General features: G+C 67.2%; 19 protein-coding genes and 1 pseudogene. 3 read left to right on the top strand and 17 right to left on the bottom strand.

Annotated features, from left to right (window positions below; genetic code table 11):
* The first annotated feature begins 187 nt into the window (after positions 1 to 187).
* Both metF and EZ304_RS12780 read left to right on the top strand, forming a co-directional pair.
* Positions 188 to 1,015 carry a methylenetetrahydrofolate reductase [NAD(P)H] gene (metF, locus tag EZ304_RS12785; protein WP_142807256.1) on the top strand — a complete coding sequence of 276 codons (828 nt, stop codon included), beginning with the start codon at positions 188 to 190 and terminating at the stop codon, positions 1,013 to 1,015.
* 40 nt (positions 1,016 to 1,055) lie between these two features.
* Positions 1,056 to 1,640 carry a DUF4124 domain-containing protein gene (locus tag EZ304_RS12780; RefSeq protein WP_142807255.1) on the top strand — a complete coding sequence of 195 codons (585 nt, stop codon included), beginning with the start codon at positions 1,056 to 1,058 and terminating at the stop codon, positions 1,638 to 1,640.
* 87 nt (positions 1,641 to 1,727) lie between these two features.
* On the opposite strand, the gene EZ304_RS12775 is transcribed toward EZ304_RS12780, so the two are convergent.
* From EZ304_RS12775 to EZ304_RS12765, 3 genes are all read right to left on the bottom strand, one after another.
* Positions 1,728 to 2,684: a Nudix family hydrolase gene (locus tag EZ304_RS12775; RefSeq protein ID WP_142807254.1), complete on the bottom strand. Its 957-nt coding sequence runs from the start codon at positions 2,682 to 2,684 to the stop codon at positions 1,728 to 1,730.
* 101 nt (positions 2,685 to 2,785) lie between these two features.
* Positions 2,786 to 5,518: a preprotein translocase subunit SecA gene (secA, locus tag EZ304_RS12770; RefSeq protein ID WP_142807253.1), complete on the bottom strand. Its 2,733-nt coding sequence runs from the start codon at positions 5,516 to 5,518 to the stop codon at positions 2,786 to 2,788.
* 300 nt (positions 5,519 to 5,818) lie between these two features.
* Positions 5,819 to 6,775, bottom strand: a complete 957-nt coding sequence (locus EZ304_RS12765) for a M23 family metallopeptidase (RefSeq protein WP_099553613.1) — start codon at positions 6,773 to 6,775, stop codon at positions 5,819 to 5,821.
* Positions 6,776 to 6,787: 12 nt separating this feature from the next.
* On the opposite strand from EZ304_RS12765, the gene EZ304_RS12760 reads away from it, so the two are divergent.
* Positions 6,788 to 7,237 carry a DUF721 domain-containing protein gene (locus EZ304_RS12760; RefSeq protein ID WP_005408086.1) on the top strand — a complete coding sequence of 150 codons (450 nt, stop codon included), beginning with the start codon at positions 6,788 to 6,790 and terminating at the stop codon, positions 7,235 to 7,237.
* 282 nt (positions 7,238 to 7,519) lie between these two features.
* Here the strand turns inward: EZ304_RS12760 and lpxC are convergent, their stop codons facing one another.
* The 14 genes and pseudogenes from lpxC to rsmH all read right to left on the bottom strand — a co-directional run bounded on the left by lpxC (position 7,520) and on the right by rsmH (position 23,941).
* Positions 7,520 to 8,431 carry a UDP-3-O-acyl-N-acetylglucosamine deacetylase gene (gene lpxC, locus EZ304_RS12755; RefSeq protein ID WP_004143722.1) on the bottom strand — a complete coding sequence of 304 codons (912 nt, stop codon included), beginning with the start codon at positions 8,429 to 8,431 and terminating at the stop codon, positions 7,520 to 7,522.
* A gap of 192 nt (positions 8,432 to 8,623) precedes the next feature.
* Positions 8,624 to 9,859 carry a cell division protein FtsZ gene (gene ftsZ / locus EZ304_RS12750; protein ID WP_049428898.1) on the bottom strand — a complete coding sequence of 412 codons (1,236 nt, stop codon included), beginning with the start codon at positions 9,857 to 9,859 and terminating at the stop codon, positions 8,624 to 8,626.
* 170 nt (positions 9,860 to 10,029) lie between these two features.
* A complete protein-coding gene (ftsA, locus tag EZ304_RS12745) occupies positions 10,030 to 11,265 on the bottom strand; it encodes a cell division protein FtsA (protein WP_005408083.1) in 1,236 nt (411 codons plus the stop codon).
* Between the two features lie 68 nt (positions 11,266 to 11,333).
* Positions 11,334 to 12,011 (bottom strand): annotated as a pseudogene (locus EZ304_RS12740) (cell division protein FtsQ/DivIB); the annotation flags it as partial.
* On the bottom strand, positions 12,008 to 12,970 hold the full coding sequence (locus EZ304_RS12735; protein ID WP_142807252.1) for a D-alanine--D-alanine ligase: 963 nt from the start codon (positions 12,968 to 12,970) through the stop codon (positions 12,008 to 12,010). The gene EZ304_RS12735 and the pseudogene EZ304_RS12740, both read right to left, overlap by 4 nt.
* A complete protein-coding gene (gene murC, locus EZ304_RS12730; protein WP_142807251.1) occupies positions 12,967 to 14,403 on the bottom strand; it encodes a UDP-N-acetylmuramate--L-alanine ligase in 1,437 nt (478 codons plus the stop codon). Before murC ends, EZ304_RS12735 begins: the two co-directional genes overlap by 4 nt.
* A gap of 40 nt (positions 14,404 to 14,443) precedes the next feature.
* Positions 14,444 to 15,532, bottom strand: coding sequence for an undecaprenyldiphospho-muramoylpentapeptide beta-N-acetylglucosaminyltransferase (gene murG, locus EZ304_RS12725; RefSeq protein WP_142807250.1), 1,089 nt, complete (start codon positions 15,530 to 15,532; stop codon positions 14,444 to 14,446).
* On the bottom strand, positions 15,529 to 16,848 hold the full coding sequence (gene ftsW / locus EZ304_RS12720) for a putative lipid II flippase FtsW (protein ID WP_142807249.1): 1,320 nt from the start codon (positions 16,846 to 16,848) through the stop codon (positions 15,529 to 15,531). Before ftsW ends, murG begins: the two co-directional genes overlap by 4 nt.
* Position 16,849: 1 nt before the next feature.
* Entirely contained in the window at positions 16,850 to 17,935 is a 1,086-nt protein-coding gene (gene mraY / locus EZ304_RS12715) for a phospho-N-acetylmuramoyl-pentapeptide-transferase (RefSeq protein ID WP_010481929.1), read from the bottom strand.
* On the bottom strand, positions 17,925 to 19,319 hold the full coding sequence (locus EZ304_RS12710; RefSeq protein WP_142807248.1) for a UDP-N-acetylmuramoyl-tripeptide--D-alanyl-D-alanine ligase: 1,395 nt from the start codon (positions 19,317 to 19,319) through the stop codon (positions 17,925 to 17,927). Before EZ304_RS12710 ends, mraY begins: the two co-directional genes overlap by 11 nt.
* Positions 19,316 to 20,875: a UDP-N-acetylmuramoyl-L-alanyl-D-glutamate--2,6-diaminopimelate ligase gene (locus EZ304_RS12705; protein ID WP_260678110.1), complete on the bottom strand. Its 1,560-nt coding sequence runs from the start codon at positions 20,873 to 20,875 to the stop codon at positions 19,316 to 19,318. The genes EZ304_RS12710 and EZ304_RS12705 overlap by 4 nt, the downstream gene beginning before the upstream one ends.
* Entirely contained in the window at positions 20,872 to 22,716 is a 1,845-nt protein-coding gene (locus EZ304_RS12700) for a peptidoglycan D,D-transpeptidase FtsI family protein (RefSeq protein WP_142807247.1), read from the bottom strand. The genes EZ304_RS12705 and EZ304_RS12700 overlap by 4 nt, the downstream gene beginning before the upstream one ends.
* Positions 22,713 to 22,976, bottom strand: a complete 264-nt coding sequence (ftsL, locus tag EZ304_RS12695) for a cell division protein FtsL (RefSeq protein WP_005412242.1) — start codon at positions 22,974 to 22,976, stop codon at positions 22,713 to 22,715. Before ftsL ends, EZ304_RS12700 begins: the two co-directional genes overlap by 4 nt.
* Entirely contained in the window at positions 22,973 to 23,941 is a 969-nt protein-coding gene (rsmH, locus tag EZ304_RS12690) for a 16S rRNA (cytosine(1402)-N(4))-methyltransferase RsmH (RefSeq protein ID WP_010481940.1), read from the bottom strand. The genes ftsL and rsmH overlap by 4 nt, the downstream gene beginning before the upstream one ends.
* Positions 23,942 to 23,952 lie beyond the last annotated feature (11 nt).

The raw sequence follows: 23,952 nt of genomic DNA, 5'->3' as shown, positions 1-23,952 counted from the left end.
TCGGGTGGATGTTGCCGGGATGGGAGCAGCGTGGGCCGGGCCGAGGCATACAGGTTGCGATTTCGGAGCAGCGGCCGCACGGTGGGGCGAACGGTCGCAGGCGCCGGACGGCATTTGCTCACGCGCCATTCGCACATCCATCTTGATGAAGCGATATACTTACTCAAACCCGCCGCCGCCCCGCGCCATGACCGCCATCAGCTTCGAGTTCTATCCGCCCAAGACCGACGAACAGCGCAGCCAGCTGGACCGTGCCGCGGCCAAGCTGAAGGACTACGCCCCCGAATACGTGTCGTGTACCTTCGGCGCCGGTGGCTCGACCCTGAGCTATACCTCCGAGACCGTGCGCCACCTCAACCAGCACCACGGGTTCGACGCCGCACCGCACCTGTCCTGCGTCGGCGGCACCCGCCAGGAGATCCGCGAACTGCTCAAGCTGTACCGTGCCATCGGCTGCCGTCGCCTGGTCGCACTGCGCGGTGACCTGCCCTCGGGCATGGGCTTCCCCGGCGACATGCGCTATGCCGCCGAGCTGATCGACTTCATCCGCGCCGAGCACGGTGATGCGTTCCACATCGAAGTGGGTGCGTATCCGGAAACGCATCCGCAGGCGACCGATGCGCTGGCCGACCTGAAGCACTTCAAGGCGAAGATCGACGCCGGTGCCGATGCGGCAATCACCCAGTACTTCTTCAACCCGGATGCCTACTTCCACTTCGTCGATGAAGTGCGCCGGCTCGGCGTGCAGGTACCGATCACGCCCGGCATCATGCCGATCGCCAACTTTAGCCAGCTGCGCCGCTTCTCCGAACAGTGTGGTGCGGAAATTCCGCGCTGGATCGGCCGCAAGATGCAGGCCTACGGCGATGACGCCGAGTCGGTGCGTGCATTCGGCACCGAAGTGGTAGCCAGGCTGTGCCAGCGCCTGATCGAAGGCGGCGCGCCCGGCCTGCACTTCTACACCTTGAACCTGGCCAGGCCGACCACTTCAGTGCTGAAACTGCTGCGAGGCTGAAAGCACGCCATGCGGACCTGATCAGCGCTACCCTTCGCTGATGATCCGCCTTTCCCTCCTGCTGGTGCTGTTGCCGCTGTGCGCGATGGCCCACGTTGCCCACGCGCAGTCCACGCGCCTGAACCGTTGCACCGATGCGCAGGGCCAGAGTGTCTACACCGACCGTCCCTGTGACAGCGTGGGCGCACGGTCACGGCTGCCGCCGCCCGCCCCTACCGGCAACACCGCACCGCGCGACACGCTGGGTGCACGCTGCCCACGCCGGCTGAGCGAGCTCGTGGATGCATTGCGCAACGGCATCCTCGGCAACGACGTCAATCGGCTGTCTTCACTGTACCTGTGGGGTGCGGTGTCCGACGCGGGCGCGCAGCGCATTCTCGGCCAGCTGGAATCGCTGGCGCGGCGGCCGCTGGTGGACGTGGTGCCGGTCTATTCCAGGCAGGACCAGGTCGCAGTGCCGGAGGAGGGTCAGAGCCCTGCTGCGCAGGAATCCGACCCTGAGCCGCCGGCCGTGCGGCATCCGGTCGGCCTGCGCCTGGAGCAGACGTTGCCGGGCAGCGTGGCGCGCGCCTCGACGGTGCTGGGATTGCGGCGGCAGTACGGGTGCTTCTGGATCACGTTGTGATCGCGAGCATCCATCCACGCATGGCGTGGATCTACTGCCTCCATCCCACACGGTAGCGCCGGGCCATGCCCGGCGAGCGAAGCAGCTTTACGCCGGCCACAACCCACGAATGGCGGCGATGCCCTGCCCGCCGTGGCGGCGCGCTTCGATGATGTGGCCGCGGCCCATGCCGCCCAGGGCGTAGATCGGCAGCGATACCTGCGCTCGCAGTTCGGCAAAGGCATCCCAGCCCAGCGGCGAGGCATCGGGATGGCTGGCGGTGGCCTGCACCGGGCCAAGCACCGCGAAGTCGCAGCCCAGCTGTTGTGCGGCCTGCAGCTGCTGCAGGTCGTGGCAGGATGCGGCCACCAGCTGGCCTTCGGGAAGTGGACGCTGCGACAGTTCCTGCAACTGCTCGCTGCCCAGGTGTACGCCCACGCCCAACGCACGCGCCAGTTCGATATCGCGATTGAGCAGCCATTGCACGCCGCTGCGGCGATGCGCACGCACGGCCTGCTCGACCATCGCCTGCCGCTGCGGATGCGCCGGCGGCAGGCGCAGCTGGATACGCTGCTGGCCACCTGCTACCGCACGCTGCAGCTGCTCATGCCACTGCTGTACGCCGCCGTCATCATCGGCCGGCGCCGGGGTGATCAGGTAGCGGTCGGGCTGGCGCAGGGCGGCCACCACCGGCAGATCGGCCGGCGGCATCGAATAGCGGCCCAGCTTGTCCGGCGCCACCCAGGTGATCGCCTGGCCCTCGCGCCCGCGTGGCGTGCCCTTCCAGCTGCGTACATGGCGCACTTCCAGGGTCAGGTGCTTGTCCGGGTAGCGCTGCGGCACGTCCATCAGCCACTCGCCGATATCGGCCTCGATGCCCAGCTCTTCGCGCAGTTCGCGCACCAGCGCCTGTTCGGAGGTCTCGCCGGATTCGCGCTTGCCGCCCGGGAACTCCCACAGGCCGGCCATGTCGCGGTTCTCGGTTCGGCGGTTGAGCAGCACGCGGCCACGGGCGTCGGTGATGACGGCGGCCACGACATGGATCGATCGGGTGGGGGAAGGCATGGGGGAAGCATGCCCAGAACAGGGCGGCCCGCGCAATCGCGGATCTGGCCAGGATCATGCACCACAAAAGAAGAGCCCCGCTTTCGCGGGGCTCTTCGGGATCAGCTCAGCTGGCCGTGGCAGTGCTTGTACTTCTTGCCACTTCCGCACGGGCACGGATCATTGCGGCCGATCTTCGGCTCGTCGCGCTGCAGCTGCGCCACGCCCTGCTGGGCGGCCTGCACCTGTGCGGCTTCCTCGTCGGCGCTGTAGCCACCCACGTCCTGGTGCTGGAACTGCGACTGGCGCAGGCGGGCTTCCACCTGCTGGCGCTCGGCCGCTTCCAGCGCCTGCACTTCCTCGTCGCTGCGCACGCGCACGCGCGACAGCAGGGTCACCACTTCGCGCTTGACGTTCTCCAGCATGTCCGAGAACAGCTCGAAGGCTTCCTTCTTGTACTCCTGCTTCGGCTGCTTCTGCGCGTAACCACGCAGGTAGATGCCCTGGCGCAGGTAGTCCATGCGCGCCAGGTGTTCCTTCCAGCTCTGGTCCAGCACGGTCAGCATCACGTGCTTCTCCAGCGCGCGCATGGTCTCTTCGCCCACGCCGGCTTCCTTCTCGGTGAAGTGCTGGTTCACGCGCTCCTGCACCTTGGCGGCAATTGCTTCGGCGTCCAGTTCCTCGTGTTCCTTGACCAGGCCGGTCAGCGACATCTGCAGGCCGAAGTCCGACTCCAGGGTCGCCTCCAGGCCACGCAGGTCCCACTGCTCGTCGATCGAGTTCGGCGGCACGAAGCGGGCCACCACATCGAAGATCACGTCGTCGCGGATGCCGTCGACGTTGCCCTTCACCGACTCGGCGTCCAGCAGCTCGTCGCGCTGGGCGTAGATCACCTTGCGCTGGTCGTTGTTGACGTCGTCGAAGTCCAGCAGGTTCTTGCGGATGTCGAAGTTGTGGGCCTCGACCTTGCGCTGCGCCTTCTCGATCTGGCGGCTGACCAGGCGGTCCTCGATGACGTCGTCTTCCTTCATGCCCATCATGCGCATGGCCTTCTGCACCCAGTCGGAGGCGAAGATGCGCATCAGGTTGTCTTCCAGCGACAGGTAGAAGCGGGACGAACCCGGGTCACCCTGGCGGCCCGAACGGCCACGCAGCTGGTTGTCGATACGGCGCGATTCGTGGCGCTCGGTGCCGACGATGTGCAGGCCGCCGGCAGCCTTCACCGCATCGTGGCGCTTCTGCCATTCGGCCTTGACCGCGGCCTTCTGCTCGTCGGTCGCGTCCTCGCCCAGGGCGTGGATCTCGGCTTCCAGCGAACCGCCCAGCACGATGTCGGTACCGCGACCGGCCATGTTGGTGGCGATGGTCACGGCGGCCGGACGGCCGGCATTGGCGACGATGGTCGCTTCGCGGTCATGCTGCTTGGCGTTGAGCACTTCGTGCTTCACGCCGGCCTTGCTCAGGTGCTCGGACAGCATTTCCGAAGTTTCGATCGAGGTGGTACCCACCAGCACCGGCTGGCCGCGCTTGGCGCACTCTTCGATGTCGGCCAGCACCGCATTGAACTTGCCCTTGCGGTTGAGGAACACCTGGTCCGGGCTGTCCTTGCGGATGGTCGGGCGGTTGGTCGGGATCACCACCACTTCCAGGCCGTAGATGCTCTGGAATTCGAACGCTTCGGTATCAGCCGTACCGGTCATGCCGGACAGCTTCTTGTACATGCGGAACAGGTTCTGGAAGGTGATGCTGGCCAGCGTCTGGTTCTCGCGCTGGACCGGCACGCCTTCCTTCGCTTCCACCGCCTGGTGCAGGCCGTCGGACCAGCGGCGGCCAGCCAGGGTACGGCCGGTGAATTCGTCGACGATGACCACTTCGCCATCGCGCACGATGTAGTCCACGTCACGCTGGTAGATGGCGTGCGCACGCAGCGCGGCATTGAGGTGGTGCACGACGGTCAGGTTCTGTGCCGCGTACAGGCCTTCGGTCTCGCCATCGAGGATGCCGGCTTCGACCAGCAGCTGCTCGGCGTGCTCCATGCCCGCTTCGGACAGGTGCACCTGCTTGCCCTTCTCGTCGACCCAGAAGTCGCCTTCGCCGTCTTCCACTTCCTGCTTGACCAGGTTCGGCACGACGCGGTTGACGCGGATGTACAGCTCCGGGGAATCATCGGCCGGGCCGGAGATGATCAGCGGGGTACGCGCTTCGTCGATCAGGATGGAGTCGACTTCGTCGACGATGGCGTAGTGCAGGCCGCGCTGGTAGCGGTCGGCCTTGGACAGCGCCATGTTGTCGCGCAGGTAATCGAAACCGAATTCGTTGTTGGTGCCGTAGGTGATGTCGGCGGCGTAGGCTTCGCGCTTGTCGCTGTGCGGCATGCCCGGGTAGACCACGCCCACGCTCAGGCCCAGCCAGTTGTACAGCTTGCCCATCTGCGCGGCGTCGCGGCGGGCCAGGTAGTCGTTCACGGTGACCACGTGCACGCCCTTGCCTTCCAGCGCGTTGAGGTACACCGGCAGGGTCGCCACCAGGGTCTTGCCTTCACCGGTGCGCATTTCTGCGATCTTGCCCAGGTGAAGCACCATGCCGCCGATCAGCTGCACGTCGTAGTGGCGCATGCCCAGCACGCGGCGGCCGGCTTCGCGGCAGACCGCGAAGGCTTCCGGCAGCACCTTGTCCAGGGCTTCACCGTCAGCGATGCGCTGCTTGAACTCCGGCGTCTTGGCCTGAAGCTGCTCGTCGGAAAGCTTCTCGATCTCCGGCTCCAGCGCATTGATCTTGGCGACGATGCGGTTGAGCTGGCGCAGCTGTCGTTCGTTACGACTGCCAAATACGCGGGTAAGCAGGCTGTTGATCATTGAAGGAACCGGGTTGGATGGACACGACGCCCGGCCTCCCCCTTGGGATCCGTCCGCCGCAAACGAAACAGGGCGCCTGGCGCCCTGTCGATGGCAACACCCATTGTAGCTTGGGACGGGCGGCTGAGGTTTCAAGCGCCGATCCGGTCGCGATCGCCCCGGATTCGGCAAAGAAACACGAATGCGGGGTCGGATCCCTTTCGCCATGGCGAAAGGGCTCTGCCCTCTGCCCTCGACACCAGCCCTCAACCAGATCAGGTCAGAGCCCTTCCGCGGCGCGGAAGGAGTCCGACCCGGGATTCAGCCGCGGCTGATGCGCCCGACCGGCGTGTTGCCGCCGTCGCCGAGGAACTTGCGCGGGTTGACCACGTTGCCGTTCTCCCACACCTCGAAGTGCACGTGGGCGCCGGTCGAACGGCCGGTGGAACCGGCCTTGGCCACTTCCTGGCCCGCACGGACCAGGTCGCCGACCTTCACCACCAGGCGCGAATTGTGCGCGTAGCGGGTGACGTAGCCGTTACCGTGGTCGACGTCGACCACGTTGCCGTAGCCGCCCTTCACGCCGGAGAAGCTGACCACGCCTTCGGCCACGGCCATCACCGGGTCACCGACCCTGGCGTGGAAGTCCATGCCCTTGTGGGTGGCGGCACCGCGGCCGAACGGGTCGGCACGGGTGCCGAAACCGGAGGTCACGTAGCTGTTGCGGATCGGCATGCGCGAGGGCACGGCGTTCTGCTGCAGCTGGTGGTCGAACATCAGCGATTCCATCACCGACAGCTGGCGGCCTGAAGCAGCGAAGCGCTGCTCCAGCACCTGTAAGTCGGCGTTGACGTCCTTGACTGGGATGTCGCTGGTCGGGCCGCCAGCATCGCCATCACCGAGGCCAGGGGTCTCGTTGAAGTCGAATTCGCCGTCTTCCAGCTTGCCCATCTGGGTCAGCCGTTCGCCAAGGGCGTTCAGGCGGGTGGCCTGCGCCTGCAGCTCGCCGAGGCGGGCCGCCAATGCGTTGACCTGGGTCTGCGCATCGCGCTTGACCTTGGCCAGTTCCGCATCCTGGCGCTCGACCTTGGCCTGCAGCCGGGAATCATTCAGCGCGCTGGCGCCAATGCCGCCAGCAAGGCCGATAATGCAGCCTACCCCGAGTACGCTGCCCAGCAGGGCACGGGGGCGGTCCTCGAAATAGAACCGCAAACGCGCGATCGGCGACGACTTGGCCTGTCCTTCACGCGTTTTGATTACGATCTTTTTGAATGCCATCAGTGAGTTTTCATGTCTGAGCCGAAATCCAGCGTTCGCCCCGCGTCAGTGCCGAAACCGGCGCTGGATGCGGTGATGGCGGACAAAAGCGGGAACCCGCTGCGGCGTGCCTTGTGGCTCGACGCGCTGGACCGTCAGTTGCGCCCCCAGTTGCCGCCACCTCTGCGCAGCCGTTGCCGGCTGGCCAATGTGGACGGGGAACACCTCGTTTTTCTCGTCGAATCCCCGGTCTGGCATGCCAAGTTGCGGCTTGCCGAAGCCCAGTTGCTCGACGCGGCCCGTTCCATCGGGCTGAAGGCCACCAGGGTGACCATCAAGACTGCGTCTCCCACTCCCACGCGCTCCCCAGCGCTCGACAACCGGAATGGACCCCACGCAGTTTCAGCCGCCACGCACAAAGGGCTACGCGACGCCTTGGCTTGCCTGCAGGACGTTCCTTCGAAGCCGAAGAAGCGGTCCTGACGACAACGGAGCATCCGGCTCCGCTCCCCGTCGCACGTGTCACCACGGCGTGAAACATTTCGGGGGCCGGGTCGCATCCTAGCTGCCATCCGGGGGCCTGTCGTTAGATTGTTGTTAAAACCGCGTTAAATTCAGGCTTCCGATCCAACAGGTTCACAAAACCGTGACCTCCAACCGGCCTTGACTCGCGTCAAGCATGCTGAATGCGATGCGCGTTGCGGAAACGACAACGCCGCCCTTTCAGGCGGCGCTTTTGTCTTTAAATTCAACGATCTACAGAAATCAGGCGTACGCCGGGGTGGCGTATTCGACCGGATCTGGCGTGGCCGGCGAGTCGAAGCTGACCCATTCCCAGGCGGTGGCGTCGGCCATCAGTGCGCGTACCAGCTTGTTGTTGAGCGCGTGGCCGGACTTGAAGCCCTCGTAGGCGCCCAGCACCTGGCCACCGGCCAGATAGAGGTCGCCGATCGCGTCGAGGATCTTGTGGCGCACGAATTCGTCGGCGTAGCGCAGGCCGTCTTCGTTGAGCACGCGGAACTCGTCCAGCACGATGGCGTTGTCCATCGAACCGCCCAGGCCGAGGTTGCGCTCGCGCATGTATTCCAGGTCGCGCATGAAGCCAAAGGTACGCGCGCGGGAGATTTCCTTGGTGTAGGCCAGCGTCGAGAACTCGATTTCCTGGCGCGACTGCTTGGCCGGGATCATCGGGTGGTCGAACTGGATGGTGAAGCCCAGCTTGTAGCCCTCATAGGGGGTGAAGCGGGCCACCTTGTCGCCCTCGGTCACTTCCACGGTCTTCAGCACGCGGATGAAGCGCTTGGGCGCATCCTGCTCCACGATGCCCGCCGACTGCAGCAGGAACACGAACGGGCCGGCCGAACCGTCCATGATCGGCAGCTCGGCCGAGGACAGTTCGACGATGATGTTGTCAACGCCCAGGCCGGCCAGCGCCGACATCAGGTGTTCGACGGTCTGGATCTTGGCGTCGTTGCAGGTCAGGCCGGTGCACAGGGTCACTTCGGTGACCAGCTCGGCCTTGGCCGGCACTTCCACCACCGGGTCCAGGTCCACGCGGCGGAACACGATGCCATGGTTGACCGGTGCCGGGCGCAGGGTCATGTAGACCTTGTCACCGCTGTGCAGGCCAACGCCGGTGGCGCGGATCGTGTTCTTGAGGGTGCGTTGCTGGATCATGGGGGATGGACCGGAAGTGACACATTAGATTAACACGCACGGTCCCCTACCCCGGCTGAAAGGCAGGCAGGACACACCGGCGCGCCAATGGGACGCACATGAAGCAGGGCGGCCGGGCCCATCCTGGCCCGGCGCCCGCGTTTTCAGGACATGGTGGCGCACCCCGGGGAGGACAACCCCGGGAAGCCCCGCTTAGTCCGCCTGGCGGCGCAGGAACGCCGGGATGTCCAGGTAATCGTTGGGCAGTTCAGCTGCCGCCGGAGCCGAAGCGGCCGGAGCCGACGGCGCAGAAGCGGAAGCGGTATCGCTGCTGGCACGACGCAGGCCCAGGCCCATGCCGCCCACGGCCTTGGACACGGCGTCGCCGCCGTTGTCGAAGTCGCCGAACTCCGGCTGACCGGTGGTGGCGTTGCGGACCAGCTTGATCGGCGCACGCTCGCCCGGACGCTGGGTCTTGCTGGCCGACACGCGGTTCAGGCCGGTGGCAACCACGGTCACGCGCACTTCGTCCTGCATGTCCGGGTCGAGCACGGTGCCGACCACCACGGTGGCGTCTTCCGAAGCGAAGCCGTCGATGGTGCGGCCGATCTCGTCGAACTCGGCCATGGTGAAGTCCGCACCGGCGGTGATGTTGACCAGGATGCCGTTGGCACCGGCCAGGTTCACGTCGTCCAGCAGCGGGTTCTGGATGGCCGATTCGGCAGCGGCCTGGGCGCGGTCATCGCCACGGGCGGTGCCGGTACCCATCATTGCCAGGCCCATTTCGGACATGACGGTGCGCACGTCGGCGAAGTCGACGTTGATCAGGCCCGGACGCACGATCAGGTCGGCGATGCCCTGCACGGCGCCCTGCAGCACGTCGTTGGCGGCACGGAAGGCCTGGATCATCGTCGCATTGCGGCCCAGCACGGTGATCAGCTTCTCGTTCGGAATGGTGATCAGCGAGTCGCAGTGCTGGCTCAGTTCCTCGATGCCCTTCAGCGCCACCTGCATGCGGCGACGGCCTTCGAACGGGAACGGCTTGGTGACCACGGCCACGGTCAGGATGCCCATTTCCTTGGCCAGCTGCGCCACCACCGGTGCAGCGCCGGTGCCGGTGCCACCGCCCATGCCGGCGGTGATGAACACCATGTCCGCGCCCTGCAGGGCGTCCATGATGCGCTCACGGTCTTCCAGCGCGGCCTGGCGGCCGACTTCCGGGTTCGCGCCTGCGCCCAGGCCCTTGGTCACGTTGGTACCCAGCTGCAGCTGCAGCTTGGCACCGCAATTCTTGATGGCCTGCGAGTCGGTGTTGGCGGTGATGAATTCCACGCCATCCACTGCCGAGTTGACCATGTGCGCCACGGCATTGCCGCCGCCGCCGCCCACGCCAACCACCTTGATCACCGCATTGGGTGCCATCTTTTCGATCAGTTCAAAATGCGCCATGTCCGTGTCCTCGTTGTATCCGCTTTGGCTGGCATGGGCATTCGGGCGTCCTGCCGTCCTGCTGCATGCCGACGTTGCGGCTGTGTGGGTTGTGTGTTGCCGGTGTTGCGTTGTGATGCGGGTACTGCGGGTACTGCGACCGGGCCAGGCCCGGCATTACGGGTTCCGCGTCAGAACTCGCCGCGGAACCAGGTCTTGAGTTTCTTGAACATGCTTCCGGCGCGCCCGGTCGGCAGCGACGGCCGCCGCGGGTGCTCGATCTGGCTGCCCATCAGCAGCAGGCCCACGCCGGTGGCATGCACCGGGTTGCCCACTACTTCGCCCAGCCCGGTGACGTGCTGCGGAATGCCCACGCGCACCGGCATCTGCAGCATTTCCTCGGCCAGCTCAACCACGCCTTCCATCTTCGACGCGCCACCGGTCAGCACCATGCCGGCGCGCACCAGTTCCTCGAAGCCGGAGCGGCGCAGTTCGGCCTGCACCATCTCGAAGATCTCCTCGTAACGGCCCTGCACCGCCTGCGCCAGCGAATGGCGCGGCATGCGGCGCGGCGGGCGGTCGCCCACCGACGGCACCTGGATGCTTTCCTCGGCGGTGGCCAGCTGGGCCAGGGCGCAGGCGTAGCGCACCTTGATCTGCTCGGCTTCCGGGGTCGGCGTGCGCAGCATGTGCGCGATGTCGTTGGTCACGTGGTCACCCGCGATCGGCAGCGAGGCGGTGTGGCAGATCGCGCCCTGCACGAACACCGCGATATCGGTGGTGCCGGCGCCCATGTCGACCAGCACCACGCCCAGCTCGCGCTCGTCGGCGGTCAGCACCGCCACGCTGGAGGCCAGCGAGGATAGCACCAGGTCGTCCACCTGCAGGCCGCAGCGCTGCACGCACTTGCTGATGTTGGCCGCGGCAGACTGCGCGCACACCACCAGGTGCGCATGCACCTCCAGGCGCACGCCGGTCATGCCGACCGGGTTGCGGATGCCTTCCTGCGAATCGTCCAGCACGTACTCGCGCGGAATCGCATGCAGGATCTTCTGGTCGGCCGGAATCGCCACCGCCTTGGCCGCATCGAGCACGCGATCCAGGTCACCCCAGGTCACTTCCCCGTCGCGGATCGGCACGATGCCCGGCGAGTTCTTGCACTGCACGTGGTTGCCGGAAATGGAGGCGTACACCGAGCGGATCTCGCAGCCGGCCATCAGCTCGGCTTCTTCCACCGCGCGCTGGATCGACTGCACGGTCGATTCGATGTCCACCACCACGCCGCGCTTCAAACCGCGCGACTCGTGCGAGCCGATGCCGATCACTTCGATCGGGTTGCCAGGCGAATACTCGCCCACCAGCGCCACCACCTTGGAGGTGCCGATGTCCAGGCCAACGATCAGCGATTTGTCACCCTTGCGATTCATGTCCTTTCCTGCGTCCTGCTGGCCGGGGTCGCCGGCGTTTTCGCCGGCGTGGCCGGGGTACCCCAGCTCAGCGTGAAACCATTGGTGTAACGGAGGTCGGCGCGCTCGATCGGCGCGTCCTGGCGGTTCAGCTGCGGAAGTACCTTGACGAAGCGCTGCATGCGCGAGCGCGCGTCGTCACGGCCCACCACCACTTCGGTGCCGTTGCTCAGCACCAGCGACCAGCTGCCGCGTGCATCCATCGTCACCCGGCGTACATCGACGCCAGCCGGTGCGAACAATGCACGCGAGTCGCTGTACAGCTTCATCACTTCTTCGGTCTGGCTGTCCGGGCCGTCCAGTTCGGGCAGCGCCAGGTCGGCCAGCTTCTTCGGCGTGGGGAACAGCTTGCCCTGCTCGGAGACCAGGCGGTCGTTGCCCCAGCGCGCGAACGGCTTGTGCTCGACCAGGGTCACTTCCAGCACGTCCGGCCACTGCTTGCGCACCTGCGCGCTTTCCACCCAGGGCAGCTGTTCCAGTGCGTCCTGCGCGTCCTGCAGCTTGACCGCGAAGAAGCCCGCGTGCGCATACGGCAGCAGCACCTGCTGCAGCTGCTCGGCCGGCACCCGCTTGAACTCACCATGCACGCGCAGCTTCGCCAGCGGCCAGCGCTCGGCGCCGACCCAGCCATTGACCACCGCCACGACCGGCAGTGCAACCACCGACAGCGCCAACAGCCAGACGAAGATGCGCAGCACCGCGTTCATGCGTGCGGGGCCTCCAGGGTCTGTTCCAGCACACGCCACACCAGCTCTTCGAAGCTGATGCCGGCCTGGCCGGCCGCCTTGGGTACCAGCGAATGGCTGGTCATGCCCGGTGCGGTGTTCACTTCCAGCAGGAAGAATCGGCCGCTGCTGCGATCACGCATGACATCCACGCGGCCCCAGCCACGGCAACCGGCGGCACGGAACGCGGCCAGCGCGATGCGCCGGATTTCTTCTTCGTCGTCACCGTCCAGGCCCGGGCACAGGTACTGGGTGTCTTCGGCAATGTACTTGGCGTTGTAGTCGTACCACTGGCCCTTGGGCACGATGCGGATCGACGGCAGCGCAACGTCGCCGAGGATGGCCACGGTCAGTTCGTCGCCGACCACCATCTGCTCCATCAGCAGCTGGCCGTCGTAGCGCGCGGCCAGCGCCACCGCCTCGTCGAGGCCGGCGTCATCGGTGACCCGGCTGATGCCCACGCTGGAGCCTTCGTTGGCCGGCTTCACCACCACCGGCAGGCCCAGTTCGGCCGCCAGCGCATGTACGTTCGAAGCGTCGACCTTCCGGTACTGCGGGGTCGGCAGGCCCAGCGACAGCCACACCTGCTTGGTGCGGATCTTGTCCATGCTCAGCGCCGAGCCCAGCACGTCCGAGCCGGTGTACGGCACGCCGAAGGCGTCCATCAGGCCCTGCACGATGCCGTCCTCACCACCACCGTTGTGGCCGTGCAGGATGTTGAACACGCGATCGATGCCACCGGCGGCCAGCGCCTTGGCCAGCGCCGGAATGCCGTCCACCGCGAACGCATCGACGCCGCGCGACTGCAGGGCTGCCAGCACGTTGCGGCCCGAATCCAGCGACACTTCGCGTTCGCTGGAACTGCCGCCGAGCAGCACGGCGACGCGGCCGAACCCGGCCGGGTCGGTCACGCGCAGCGGCGGGAAGGTCAGCGTGCTCACGCCTCGCCCTCCCCCTTGAAGCCTTCCACTGCGATATGGGTGGCCACGGCGCCGATGTCGCCCGCCCCCATCATCAGCAGCAGGTCACCGTCCTGCAGCACATCCGGCAGCACGCTGACCAGTTCGGCAGCCTTGCCCACCACCACCGGCTCGCTACGGCCACGCGCACGGATGGCGCGGGCCAGTGCATGCGAGTCGGCACCGGCAATCGGTTCCTCACCGGCCGGGTAGACCTCGCTCAGCACCAGCGCATCGACGCTGGACAGCACGGCGGCAAACTTGTCGAACTGGTCGCGGGTACGGCTGTAGCGGTGCGGCTGGAAGGCCACCACCAGGCGCTTGTCGGCCCAGCCACCACGGGCGGCGGCGAACACTGCTTCCAGCTCGCTCGGGTGATGACCATAGTCATCGATGATGCGGACCTTGGCACCACTGGCGGTGGTCACCTCGCCCAGATCGTTGAAGCGACGGCCGACACCGGCAAATGCTTCCAGCGCGCGTGCGATGGCGTCAGGGGCCACGCCCAGCTGCCAGCCCACTGCGGCGGCGGCCAGTGCGTTCAGCACGTTGTGCTTGCCCGGCAGTGCCAGTACCACTTCCTGGCTGGTGCCCTGCGGCAGGCGCAGGGTGAAGCGCATGCGCGAACCTTCCTGCACCACGTTCTCGGCCCGCACGTCGGCCTGCGGGCTCATGCCGTAGCTCATCACGTGGCGCGGGGTCTTGGCAGCCAGCGCAGCCACTTCCGGGTCGTCGATGCACAGCACCGCCAGGCCGTAGAACGGCAGGCGCTGCAGGAACTCGGCGAACGCCGCCTGCACGCGGGCAAAATCGTTGCCGTAGTTCTCCAGATGATCGGCGTCGATGTTGGTGATGATCGACATCAACGGGTTCAGGCGCAGGAAGCTGCCATCGCTTTCGTCAGCCTCGGCCACCAGCCACTGGCCACCACCCAGCTTGGCGTTGGCACCGGCGGCCAGCAGCTGGCCGCCGATCACGAAGGTCGGGTCCAGGCCGCCTTCGCTCAGCACGGCGGCGGTCAGGCTGGTGGTGGTGGTCTTGCCATGGGTGCCGGCCACCGCAATGCCGCGGCGGAAGCGCATCAGTTCGGCCAGCATCGCCGCACGCGGCATGATCGGAATGCGCTGGCTGCGCGCCTCCATCAGCTCCGGGTTGTCTTCGCGGATGGCGCTGGAGACCACCACGCAGTCGGTGCCCAGCACGTTGGCCGCCGAGTGGCCGCGCATGATGCGCGCACCCAGGCTGGCCAGCCGGCGGGTCGCGCCGTTGTCGGCGTTGTCCGAACCGGACACTTCATAGCCCAGCGTCAGCATCACTTCGGCGATACCGCTCATGCCGGTGCCGCCGATGCCGACGAAATGCACGCGCGGGAACGCGCGCACCAGGTCGTTGGTGTCTTGCAGGCGACGGATCATGCGCGGCCTCGCGCAGGGCAGGCGCGGTGGCATGCCTTCTTCATACAGCTTCCTCGAGAATGATATCGGCGATGCGCTCGGCGGCATCGACCTTGGCCAGGGCACGCGCGGCTTGCGCCATCTGCATGCGGCGGGCGGGATTTTCGGACAGATCGCGCAGCAGTGCGGCAATGCCGTCGGCCAGCGTTCCGTCCTGCTTCAGCAAAACCGCCGCGCCGCGCTCGACCAGATACTCCGCATTGCGGGTCTGGTGATCGTCGACGGCAGCGGGGAATGGCACCAGCACGCTGCCGACACCGACCGCGCACAGCTCGGCCAGGGTCGACGCACCGGCACGGCACACGACCAGATCGGCCCAGGCGAACGCCTCGGCCATGTCGGCGATGAACGGGGTGATCTCCGCCTGCACGCCGGCCTTGGCATACGCCTCGACCGCTTCGGCGTGCAGTTTTTCGCCGCTCTGGTGGCGCACCTGCACCGGCACTGCAGCGCCCAGCGCAGCGATGGCCTGCGGCACGCCGGTGTTGAGCGCGCGTGCGCCCTGGCTGCCACCGACCACCAGCACCCGCAGCGGGCCGTGGCGGTCGGCGAAGCGCTGTTCCGGCGGTGCGATGGCGGCGATCTCCGCACGCACCGGATTGCCGACGAACTCCTCGCGCGCGGCGAAGGTGCCCGGGAACCCGGTCAGCAGGCGGCGCGCATAGCGCGACAGGATGCGATTGGTCAGGCCCGGTGCGCGGTTCTGCTCATGCACGATCAGCGGCAGGCCATGCAGGCGCGTGGCCATGCCACCCGGGCCGGAGGCGAATCCACCGAAGGCCACGACCGCACGCGGCTGGCGCTTGCGGATGATCATGCCGGCCGCACGCAGCGCGCGCATCAGTCGCCACGGCGCAGCCAGCAACGCCAGCTTGCCCTTGCCGCGCAGGCCGGTGATGGCCAGCGTGTCGATCGCGATGTCGTGCTGCGGCACCAGGCGGGTTTCCATCGCGCCTTCGGCGCCCATCCAGGTCACCGGCACGCCACGCTCGCGCAGCACGCGGGCCACGGCCAGGCCGGGGAAGATATGACCGCCGGTACCACCGGCCAGGATCATCACCGGGCGTGCAGTGTCATGGGCTGCGCTCATGACAGCCTCCCGAAGGTCGGTTCGATGCGCGACTGCAGGCGGCTGGTGCCACGCGCAGCGTTCGGCGCAGTGGCAGCCACCGGCTCGGCGCTCATCGGTACGCTGGCGGCCACCGGCGCGGCCGGCTCGTCGCTCGACTCGGCAGCAACGTCTTCGGCGCCACCGATACGCACGGCCTGGCGGCGCTCGGCGCGCTTGAGTTCATAGGACACGCGCAGCAGCAGGCCCATCGCCACGCAGGTCATCAGCACCGACGAACCGCCGGAGGAGATCAGCGGCAGCGTCAGGCCCTTGGTCGGCAGGATGCCCAGGTTCACGCCGATCGAGACGAAGGTCTGCATGCTGATCCACAGGCCGATGCCGAAAGCGATGTAGCCGGAGAAATGGCGCTTCATTTCCACGCAGCGCATGCCCAGCCAGAAGGTGCGGCCGACCAGCAGCGCGTACAGGGCCACGATCACGCAGGTGCCCAGGAAGCCGAACTCCTCGGCGGTCACCGAGAAGATGAAGTCGGTGTGCGCTTCGGGCAGGTAGTACAGCTTCTGCACCGAATTGCCCAGGCCGACACCGGTCCACTCGCCACGGCCCACCGCCATCAGCGCGTTGGACAGCTGGTAGCCGTCGCCCTGCTGGTCGGCCCACGGGTCCAGGAACGAGGTGATGCGGCGCATGCGGTACGGCTCGATGATCGCCAGCGCGCTCATGCCGACCAGGCCGATGATCACCGGCATCGACATGCGCGGCATGTTCACCCCGCCCAGCACCAGCATGCCGGCGGTGATCGCCAGCAGCAGGGTGGACGAACCGAAGTCCGGCTGCAGCAGCAGCAGCACCACCAGCGCACCGGCCACGCCCAGCGGCTTGAGCATCGCCGGCCAGGTCGCGTTGACCTCGTCGCGGAAACGCACCAGGTAGCTGGACAGCCACACGATGTAGAGCACCTTTACCGCTTCGACCGTCTGGAACTTGGAGATGCCCAGGTTGATCCAGCGGCGCGCGCCGTTGACGGTGCTGCCCAGGCCCGGCGTGAACACCGCCAGCAGCAGCACGAAGCAGCCCAGCAGCAGCATCTGGTTGTACTGCTCGATCGACTTCAGCTCGGTGCGCGCGGCAATCACCGCCAGCACGATGCCGACCGCCAGGAAGATCAGGTGGCGGTTGAGGTAGTAGAACGGACTGCTCATCAGTGCGATCGAGCTGGACGCCACCATCACCACGCCCACGCCGGTGAGCGCGATGATCGCGCCCAGCAGCCACTTGTCGTAGCTGCCTTCGATGGCTTCAAGGCGTGTTGCCTGGCGGGACAGGTCGTTCATCTCAGCGCACCTTCAACGTGGCCAGGCCGATCAGCACGAGCACGACGGAGATGATCCAGAAGCGCACGATCACGCGCGGCTCGGGCCAGCCCTTCAATTCGAAATGGTGGTGGATCGGCGCCATGCGGAACACGCGCTTGCCGGTCAGCTTGAACGAGGCGACCTGGATCATCACCGACAGCGTTTCGATGACGAACACGCCGCCCATGATCACCAGCACCAGTTCCTGGCGGGTGATCACCGCGATCGTGCCCAGCACCGCGCCCAGCGCCAGCGCACCGATGTCGCCCATGAACACCATGGCCGGATAGGTGTTGAACCACAGGAAGCCGAGGCCCGCGCCGGCGATGGCCGCACAGATGATGACCAGCTCGCCGGCGCCCGGAATCTGCGGGATCTGCAGGTAGTTGGCGAACACCACGTTGCCCGAGGCGTAAGCGAACACACCCAGCGCGCAGGCCACCAGCACGGTCGGCATGATCGCCAGGCCGTCCAGGCCGTCGGTCAGGTTCACCGCGTTGGAGAAGCCGACGATCCAGAAGTAGGCGATGGCCACGAAACCGATGCCGGCCAGCGGCAGCGCGATCGACTTGAACATCGGGATGTAGAAGGTCAGCGCAGCCGGCACGTCGGCCGTGTAGAACAGGAACAGGCCCGCGGCCAGGCCGAAGATCGACTGCAGCAGGTACTTCCAGCGCGACTTCAGGCCGTTCGGGTCGCGGCGGACGATCTTGATCCAGTCGTCATACCAGCCGATGGCGCCGAAGCACAGCATCACCGCCAGCACCAGCCACACGTAGCGGTTGCGCAGGTCGGCCCACATCAGCACCGACAGGGTGATGGTGAGCAGGATCAGCGAACCGCCCATGGTCGGCGTACCGGCCTTGGAGAAATGGGTCTGCGGACCGTCCTTGCGGATCGGCTGGCCGCCCTTGAACTGGGCAAGCTTGCGGATCATCGCCGGGCCGAGCCACAGCGACAGGAACAGGGCCGTCAGCGCGGCAAGGATGGCGCGGAACGTCTGGTAGTTGAACAGCCCGAACAGGCTCTCCAACTGCTGCAACCATCGAGCCAGTTCATACAACATGCGGGGATTCCTCTCCTTGCGCCAGCAGCGCTTTGACGATCAGGTCCATGGCACTGCCACGGGAACCCTTGACCAGGCAGCGCACACCAGCGTGCAACTCATCCTGCAGCGCCTGTGACAGCGCACCATGGGTAGCGAAATGGCGACCGCCTTCGCCGAAGGCGGCCGCAGCGGCGGCACTGAGCGGACCCAGCGCATACAGCCGCTTCAGGCCGGCAGCACGTGCGCGGATGCCGGCCTGCGCATGCAGCGCTTCGGCGTCCGGGCCCAGTTCGCGCATGTCGCCCAGCACCAGCCAGCCCTCTTCCGGCGCTGCGGCCAGGGCGTCGATGGCCGCCGCCAGCGAGCCGGGATTGGCGTTGTAGCTGTCATCCACCAGCACCGCGCCGTTGCGCAGCTGATGGGCGATCTGGCGGCCCGGCACCGGCTGCGCTTCGGCCAGGCCGGCAGCGATCAGCGCCAGGTCGACGCCCGCGGCCAGCGCCAGGCTGGCTGCGGCCAGCGCATTGCTGACGTTGTGGCGACCCGGCAGGCCGAGCACCACGCGTGCTTCGCCGGCTGGCGAAACCAGGGTGAACTGGGTGCCCTGCGCGCCGGCGCGGATGTCGCGCGCGGTCACGTCGGCGGTATGTTCCAGGCCGTAGCGCAGCACGCGGCAACGCGGCGGGGTGCCGACGAAATGCTGTTCGAACCAGCGGCCGTAGGCATCGTCGACATTGATCACCGCCACGCCATCGGCCGGCAACGCGGCATAGATCGCGCCCTTGGTCACTGCCACGCCGAGCAGGCTACCCATGCGTTCCAGGTGTGCCGGGGCGATGTTGTTGACCAGCGCATAGCGCGGGCGGGCGATATCGGTCAGGTAGGCAATGTCACCGGGCTTGCCGGCGCCCATCTCGTAGACGGCGTAGTCGGCATCTTCCGGCGCATCGATCACCGCCAGCGGCAGGCCGATCTCGTTGTTGCGGTTGCCCGGGTTGGCGTAGACCACCTTGTGCGCGTGCCGTGCCACCTGCTGCAGGATCGACAGCAGCAGGCTCTTCACGCTGGTCTTGCCGTTGCTGCCGGTGATCGCAAACACCTCGGTGCCGCGGTCGCGCTGCATGCCGGTGGCGATCTTCGCCAGTGCCAGTTCGCTGTCGGCCACCAGCACCTGCGGCAGTTCGATCGGCAGCAAGCGCTCGACCAGCAGCGCACTGGCACCGCGCGCCTGCGCGTCGGCGGCAAAGTCATGGCCGTCGAAACGCTCGCCGCGCAGCGCCACATACAGGCTGCCCGGGCCGAGGCTGCGGGTGTCATTGCTGACCGCATCGATGGCCACGTCATCGCCGTGGATCTCGCCGCCGGCCCAGTGTGCGATCAGCGAAAGCAGGGTGCGCTTCATGCGGCGCCCTCCCCAGCCTGGGCCGGGCCCTCTTCCGCGTCCTGCGGCCGGGCCACTAGCGCATCCATGCGCGTCGCCAGAACACCGGCCTTGGCTGCCAGTGCAGCGGCAGCCACTTCGGTGTCGTCGAAGTCATGGCGCACGCCGTTCACTTCCTGGTACGGCTCGTGGCCCTTGCCGGCAATCAGGATGATGTCGCCGGCAGCGGCGCGCTTCACCGCCAGGCCGATCGCGCGCGCGCGGCTGCGCTGCACGGTCACGGCGGAGGCATCGATGAATCCGGCCAGGATGTCGGCGACGATCACATCGCCATCCTCGCCACGCGGGTTGTCGTCGGTGACGATGACCTGGTTGGCCAGACGCTCGGCGATGGCGGCCATCTGCGGGCGCTTGCCGGTATCACGTTCGCCACCGCAGCCGAACACGCAGAACAGCGTGCCGTGCAGATGGCCGTGCAGGCTGTCCAGCGCCTGTTCCAGCGCGTCCGGGGTGTGTGCGTAGTCGACCACCACGGTAGGCAGGCCGTCTTCGCCACCGAGGCGGTTCATGCGGCCACGGATCGGCTGCAGCGCCGACAGCACCTCGGCGATGCGCGGCAGCGGCTGGCCCTGCGCATGCAGGGTGCCGGCCACGGCCAGCAGGTTGTCCACGTTGAAGCGGCCCAGCAGCGGCGACTGCACCGCCGCGCGCTGGCCGTCGATGACCAGGTCGAACGCAATACCACGGCCGTCCAGCTGCAGCGCTTCGGCGCGCACACTGGCATCGGTGGCACCGCGCGAGCTCAGGCCGATCGGCTGCACGCCCGCCGGCAGGCCGGCGAACAGCTGGCGGCCGAAGGCGTCGTCAAGATTGATCACCGCGGACTTCAGGCCCGGACGATGGAACAGCCGCGCCTTGGCCGCGCCGTAGCTGGCCATGTCACCGTGGTAGTCCAGATGGTCGCGGGTGAGATTGGTGAACACCGCCACGTCGTAGTGCACGGCATCCACACGGCCCTGGTCCAGCGCGTGCGAGCTGACTTCCATCGCCACCGCGCGCGCACCGGCGTCGCGCAGCTGCGCCAGCAGCGCATGCATCTGCAGCACCAGCGGCGTGGTGAAGCCGGTCGGTTCAACCGCACCATAAAGTCCGGCGCCCAACGTGCCGATACTGCCACTGGGCGTTCCGAGCAGATGCCAGGCCTGGGCCAGCAGCTGCACGGTGGAGGTCTTGCCGTTGGTACCGGTGACACCGACCATCGCCATCGCCCGCGACGGTGCGCCATGGAACTGGTCGGCCATCGCACCCATGCGCGCGCGCAGGCCCGGCACGGCGATCGCATCGGTCGGGGCCGGCAGCTCGGCAGGTGCCGGCGGTTCGAACAGGATGACGCCGGCGCCGGCCGCACGGGCCTGCTCGACAAACCCCAGGCCATGCGCGCCGAAACCGGCGATGGCGACGAAGGCATTGCCGGGGCGCACGGCGCGGCTGTCCAGCACCAGGCCGGTCAGAACGGGGTCGTGCCCTGCAAGAGCGACGTCCGGAAGCAACTGCGAAAGCAACATCGAAGGACTCATTGCGTGCCTCCCGTAGCGGGCGGCGTCTGGGCGTGCGCGCTGGGCAGCGCAGCATCGAATTCAGCGGCGGCATCGGCCGGCAGCGCGGCCTCGGCCGGCGGCGCGGGCAGGATCGAGGCCGAGTGGCCGACCTTGCCGGACTGTTGTGCGGCCAGCCACGACTGCAGGTCGTCCAGCGGCACGTCCATCAGGCGCAGGGTGCCTTCCATCACGTTGTGGTAGACCGGCGCCGACACCAGGCCGCCGTAGAACTTGCCGGCCTGCGGGTCGTTGATGACGATGACGGTGGCGAAGCGCGGGTTGGTGGCCGGCACTACGCCGGCGAACAGCGCGTTGTAATGGCCGCGCTCGTAACCGCCGGGGCCGGTCTTGCGCGCGGTACCGGTCTTGCCGGCCACGCGGTAACCCAGCACCGCTGCCTGCTTGGCGCCGCCCTGGGTCACCACCGTTTCCATCATCGCCACCACCTGCCTGGCGACGCTCTCATCGATGATCTGATGCGCTTCGTTGCGCTGGCCTTTGACGAAGGTCGGCGCGATCAGCTTGCCGCCATTGGCCAGCGCCGAGTAGGCGGTGGCGATCTGCAGCGGCGTCACGTTCAGGCCGTAGCCGTAGGACATGGTGGTCTTGGTGGCGCCGTCCCAGTTGGCCGGGCGCCGCACCACGCCACCGGATTCACCCGGGAAGCCGCTGTGCGGCACCGAGCCGTAGCCGAAGCGGCGCACCCCATCGTAGAACACCTGGTCCGGCATCTTTGCCGCAACCTTGGCCGCGCCGATGTTGGAACTGCGGGTGATCACACCGGTCACGTTCAGCACGCCGTTGTTGCGCGGCACGTCGCGGATGGTGAAGCGGGCCACCTGCATGTAGCCCGGGTTGGTGTCGATGATGGTGTCCTTGGTCACCGCACCGGCCTGCAGCGCGGTAGCGATGGTCAACGGCTTCATCGTCGAACCCGGCTCGACCAGATCGGTCACCGCACGGTTGCGGCGCGCATCGGGCAGCGCGCCGGTCAGCGAATTCGGGTTGTAGGTCGGCAGGTTGACCATGGCCAGGATCTCGCCGGTGGTCACGTCCATGATCACCATCGAACCGCCGGCCGCCTTGTTGGCCACCAGCGCGTTGCGCAGTTCCTTGAACGCCAGGTACTGGATGCGGCGGTCGATGCTGAGGGTCAGGTCCTTGCCCGGTTCGGCGGCGCGCAGCAGATCGCTTTCGACGGTTTCGCCCTTGCGGTTGCGGATCACCCGCTTGGCACCGGCCTTGCCGCGCAGCCACTCGTCGAACGCCAGCTCCAGGCCTTCCTGGCCACGGTCGTCGATGTTGGTGAAGCCCAGCACGTGCGCCATCGCCTCACCCTGCGGGTAGAAGCGGCGGAACTCGCGCTGCGCGGCCACGCCCGGAATCTTCAGCGCGACCACCTTCTCTGCCTCGTCCGGATTGATCCGGCGACGCAGGTACATGAATTCCTTGTCCGACTTCTGCGACAGGCGGCTGCTCAGCTCGTCCACCGACATGCCGACCGCCTGGGCCAGCTCCGGGATGCGCTCGGGCGAACGCAGCAGGTCCTGCGGGTTGACCCAGATCAAGGCGACCGGCGTGGACACCGCCAGCGGTTCGCCGTTGCGGTCGGTGATCATGCCGCGCGAGGTTTTGATCGGCAGCTCGCGCAGGTAACGGGCCTCGCCCTGGCGCTGGTAGAAATCGCTGTTGATGATCTGCACGTAGGCGGCGCGACCGACCAGCGACACCGAGCACAGGCCAAGCGCCAGCGCGACCCAGCGCAGGCGCTGGCGCAGGTTGAAGGCGTTGCGCGGGCGGTTGCGGCCGGTCTTGCTCATGGCCGCACCACCACGATGTCAGCAGCCTCGGGGAACTTCATGCCGAGCTTTTCGCGGGCGATGCGATCGACACGGTTGGCTTCGGCCAGGGTCGCCTGCTCGAGCTGCAGGCGGCCGAATTCGAGGTTGATGTCATCGCGCTTGCGCTCGGCGCGCGACAGCTCGATGAACGTCTGCCGGTGACGGTGACGCACGAACACGACGCCGATCGCCGAGGCCACGGTGGAGGCCAACAGGATGATCAGCAGCAGCCGGCTCATGCATCGGCCTCCCGCTTCTGGGCCACGCGCAGCACGGCGCTGCGGGCGCGCGGGTTGGCCGCCAGCTCTTCGTCGGTGGCCTTGATGGCGCCACCGATCAGGTCCAGCGTCGGCACGAACGCGACCGCCTCGGGCAGGCGGCGGTTGGCCGGCGGCGCCTTGGCCAGGCGGTTCATGTACTGCTTGACGATGCGGTCTTCCAGCGAATGGAAGCTGATCACCGCCAGCCGGCCACCGGGCTTGAGCCGCTCCACCGCCGCGTCGAGCCCGGCTTCCAGATCGGCCAGCTCGCGGTTGATGTGGATGCGGATGGCCTGGAAGCTGCGCGTGGCCGGGTGGATCTTGTCCTTTCCACGCGGCATCACCGAGGCGATCAGCTCGGCCAGTTCGGCGGTGCGGGTGAACGGCTGCTTCTCGCGGCGGGCCACGATGGCACGGGCGATGCGGCGGCTCTGGCGCTCTTCGCCATAGGTCCACAGCACATCGGCGATCTCGCGGTCTTCGACGCGGTTGATCCACTGCGCGGCGCTTTCACCGCTGTCCGGGTCCATGCGCATGTCCAGCGGGCCGTCCTTGCCGAAGCTGAAACCCCGCTCGGCCACGTCCAGCTGCGGCGAAGACACGCCCAGGTCGAACAGCACGCCGTCCAGGCCTTCAGCCGTCGCATCCCACTGCAGCAGCTGGGCGAAGCTGCCACGGAAGATGGACACGCGCGGGTCCGGCGCGAAATCGCGCTCGGCAACGGCGATGGCTTCCGGATCCTTGTCCATGACCAGCAGGCGCCCCTCGGGACCGAGCTGGGTGAGCACGCCACGTGCATGACCGCCACGACCGAACGTGCCATCCAGATAACGTCCGTTTTCGATCACCCTCAGGCCTTCAATGACCTGGGTGTACAGGACCGGCAGGTGCACCGCCGGCGACTGCGACACCGGAAGGTGACCGGCCTGCGCTTCTGGGCGCATCCGGGCACCCC

The sequence above is a fragment of the Stenotrophomonas maltophilia genome, from assembly GCF_006974125.1.
Taxonomy (GTDB): domain Bacteria; phylum Pseudomonadota; class Gammaproteobacteria; order Xanthomonadales; family Xanthomonadaceae; genus Stenotrophomonas; species Stenotrophomonas maltophilia_O.
This window is presented reverse-complemented; position numbering and strand designations above follow the sequence as displayed.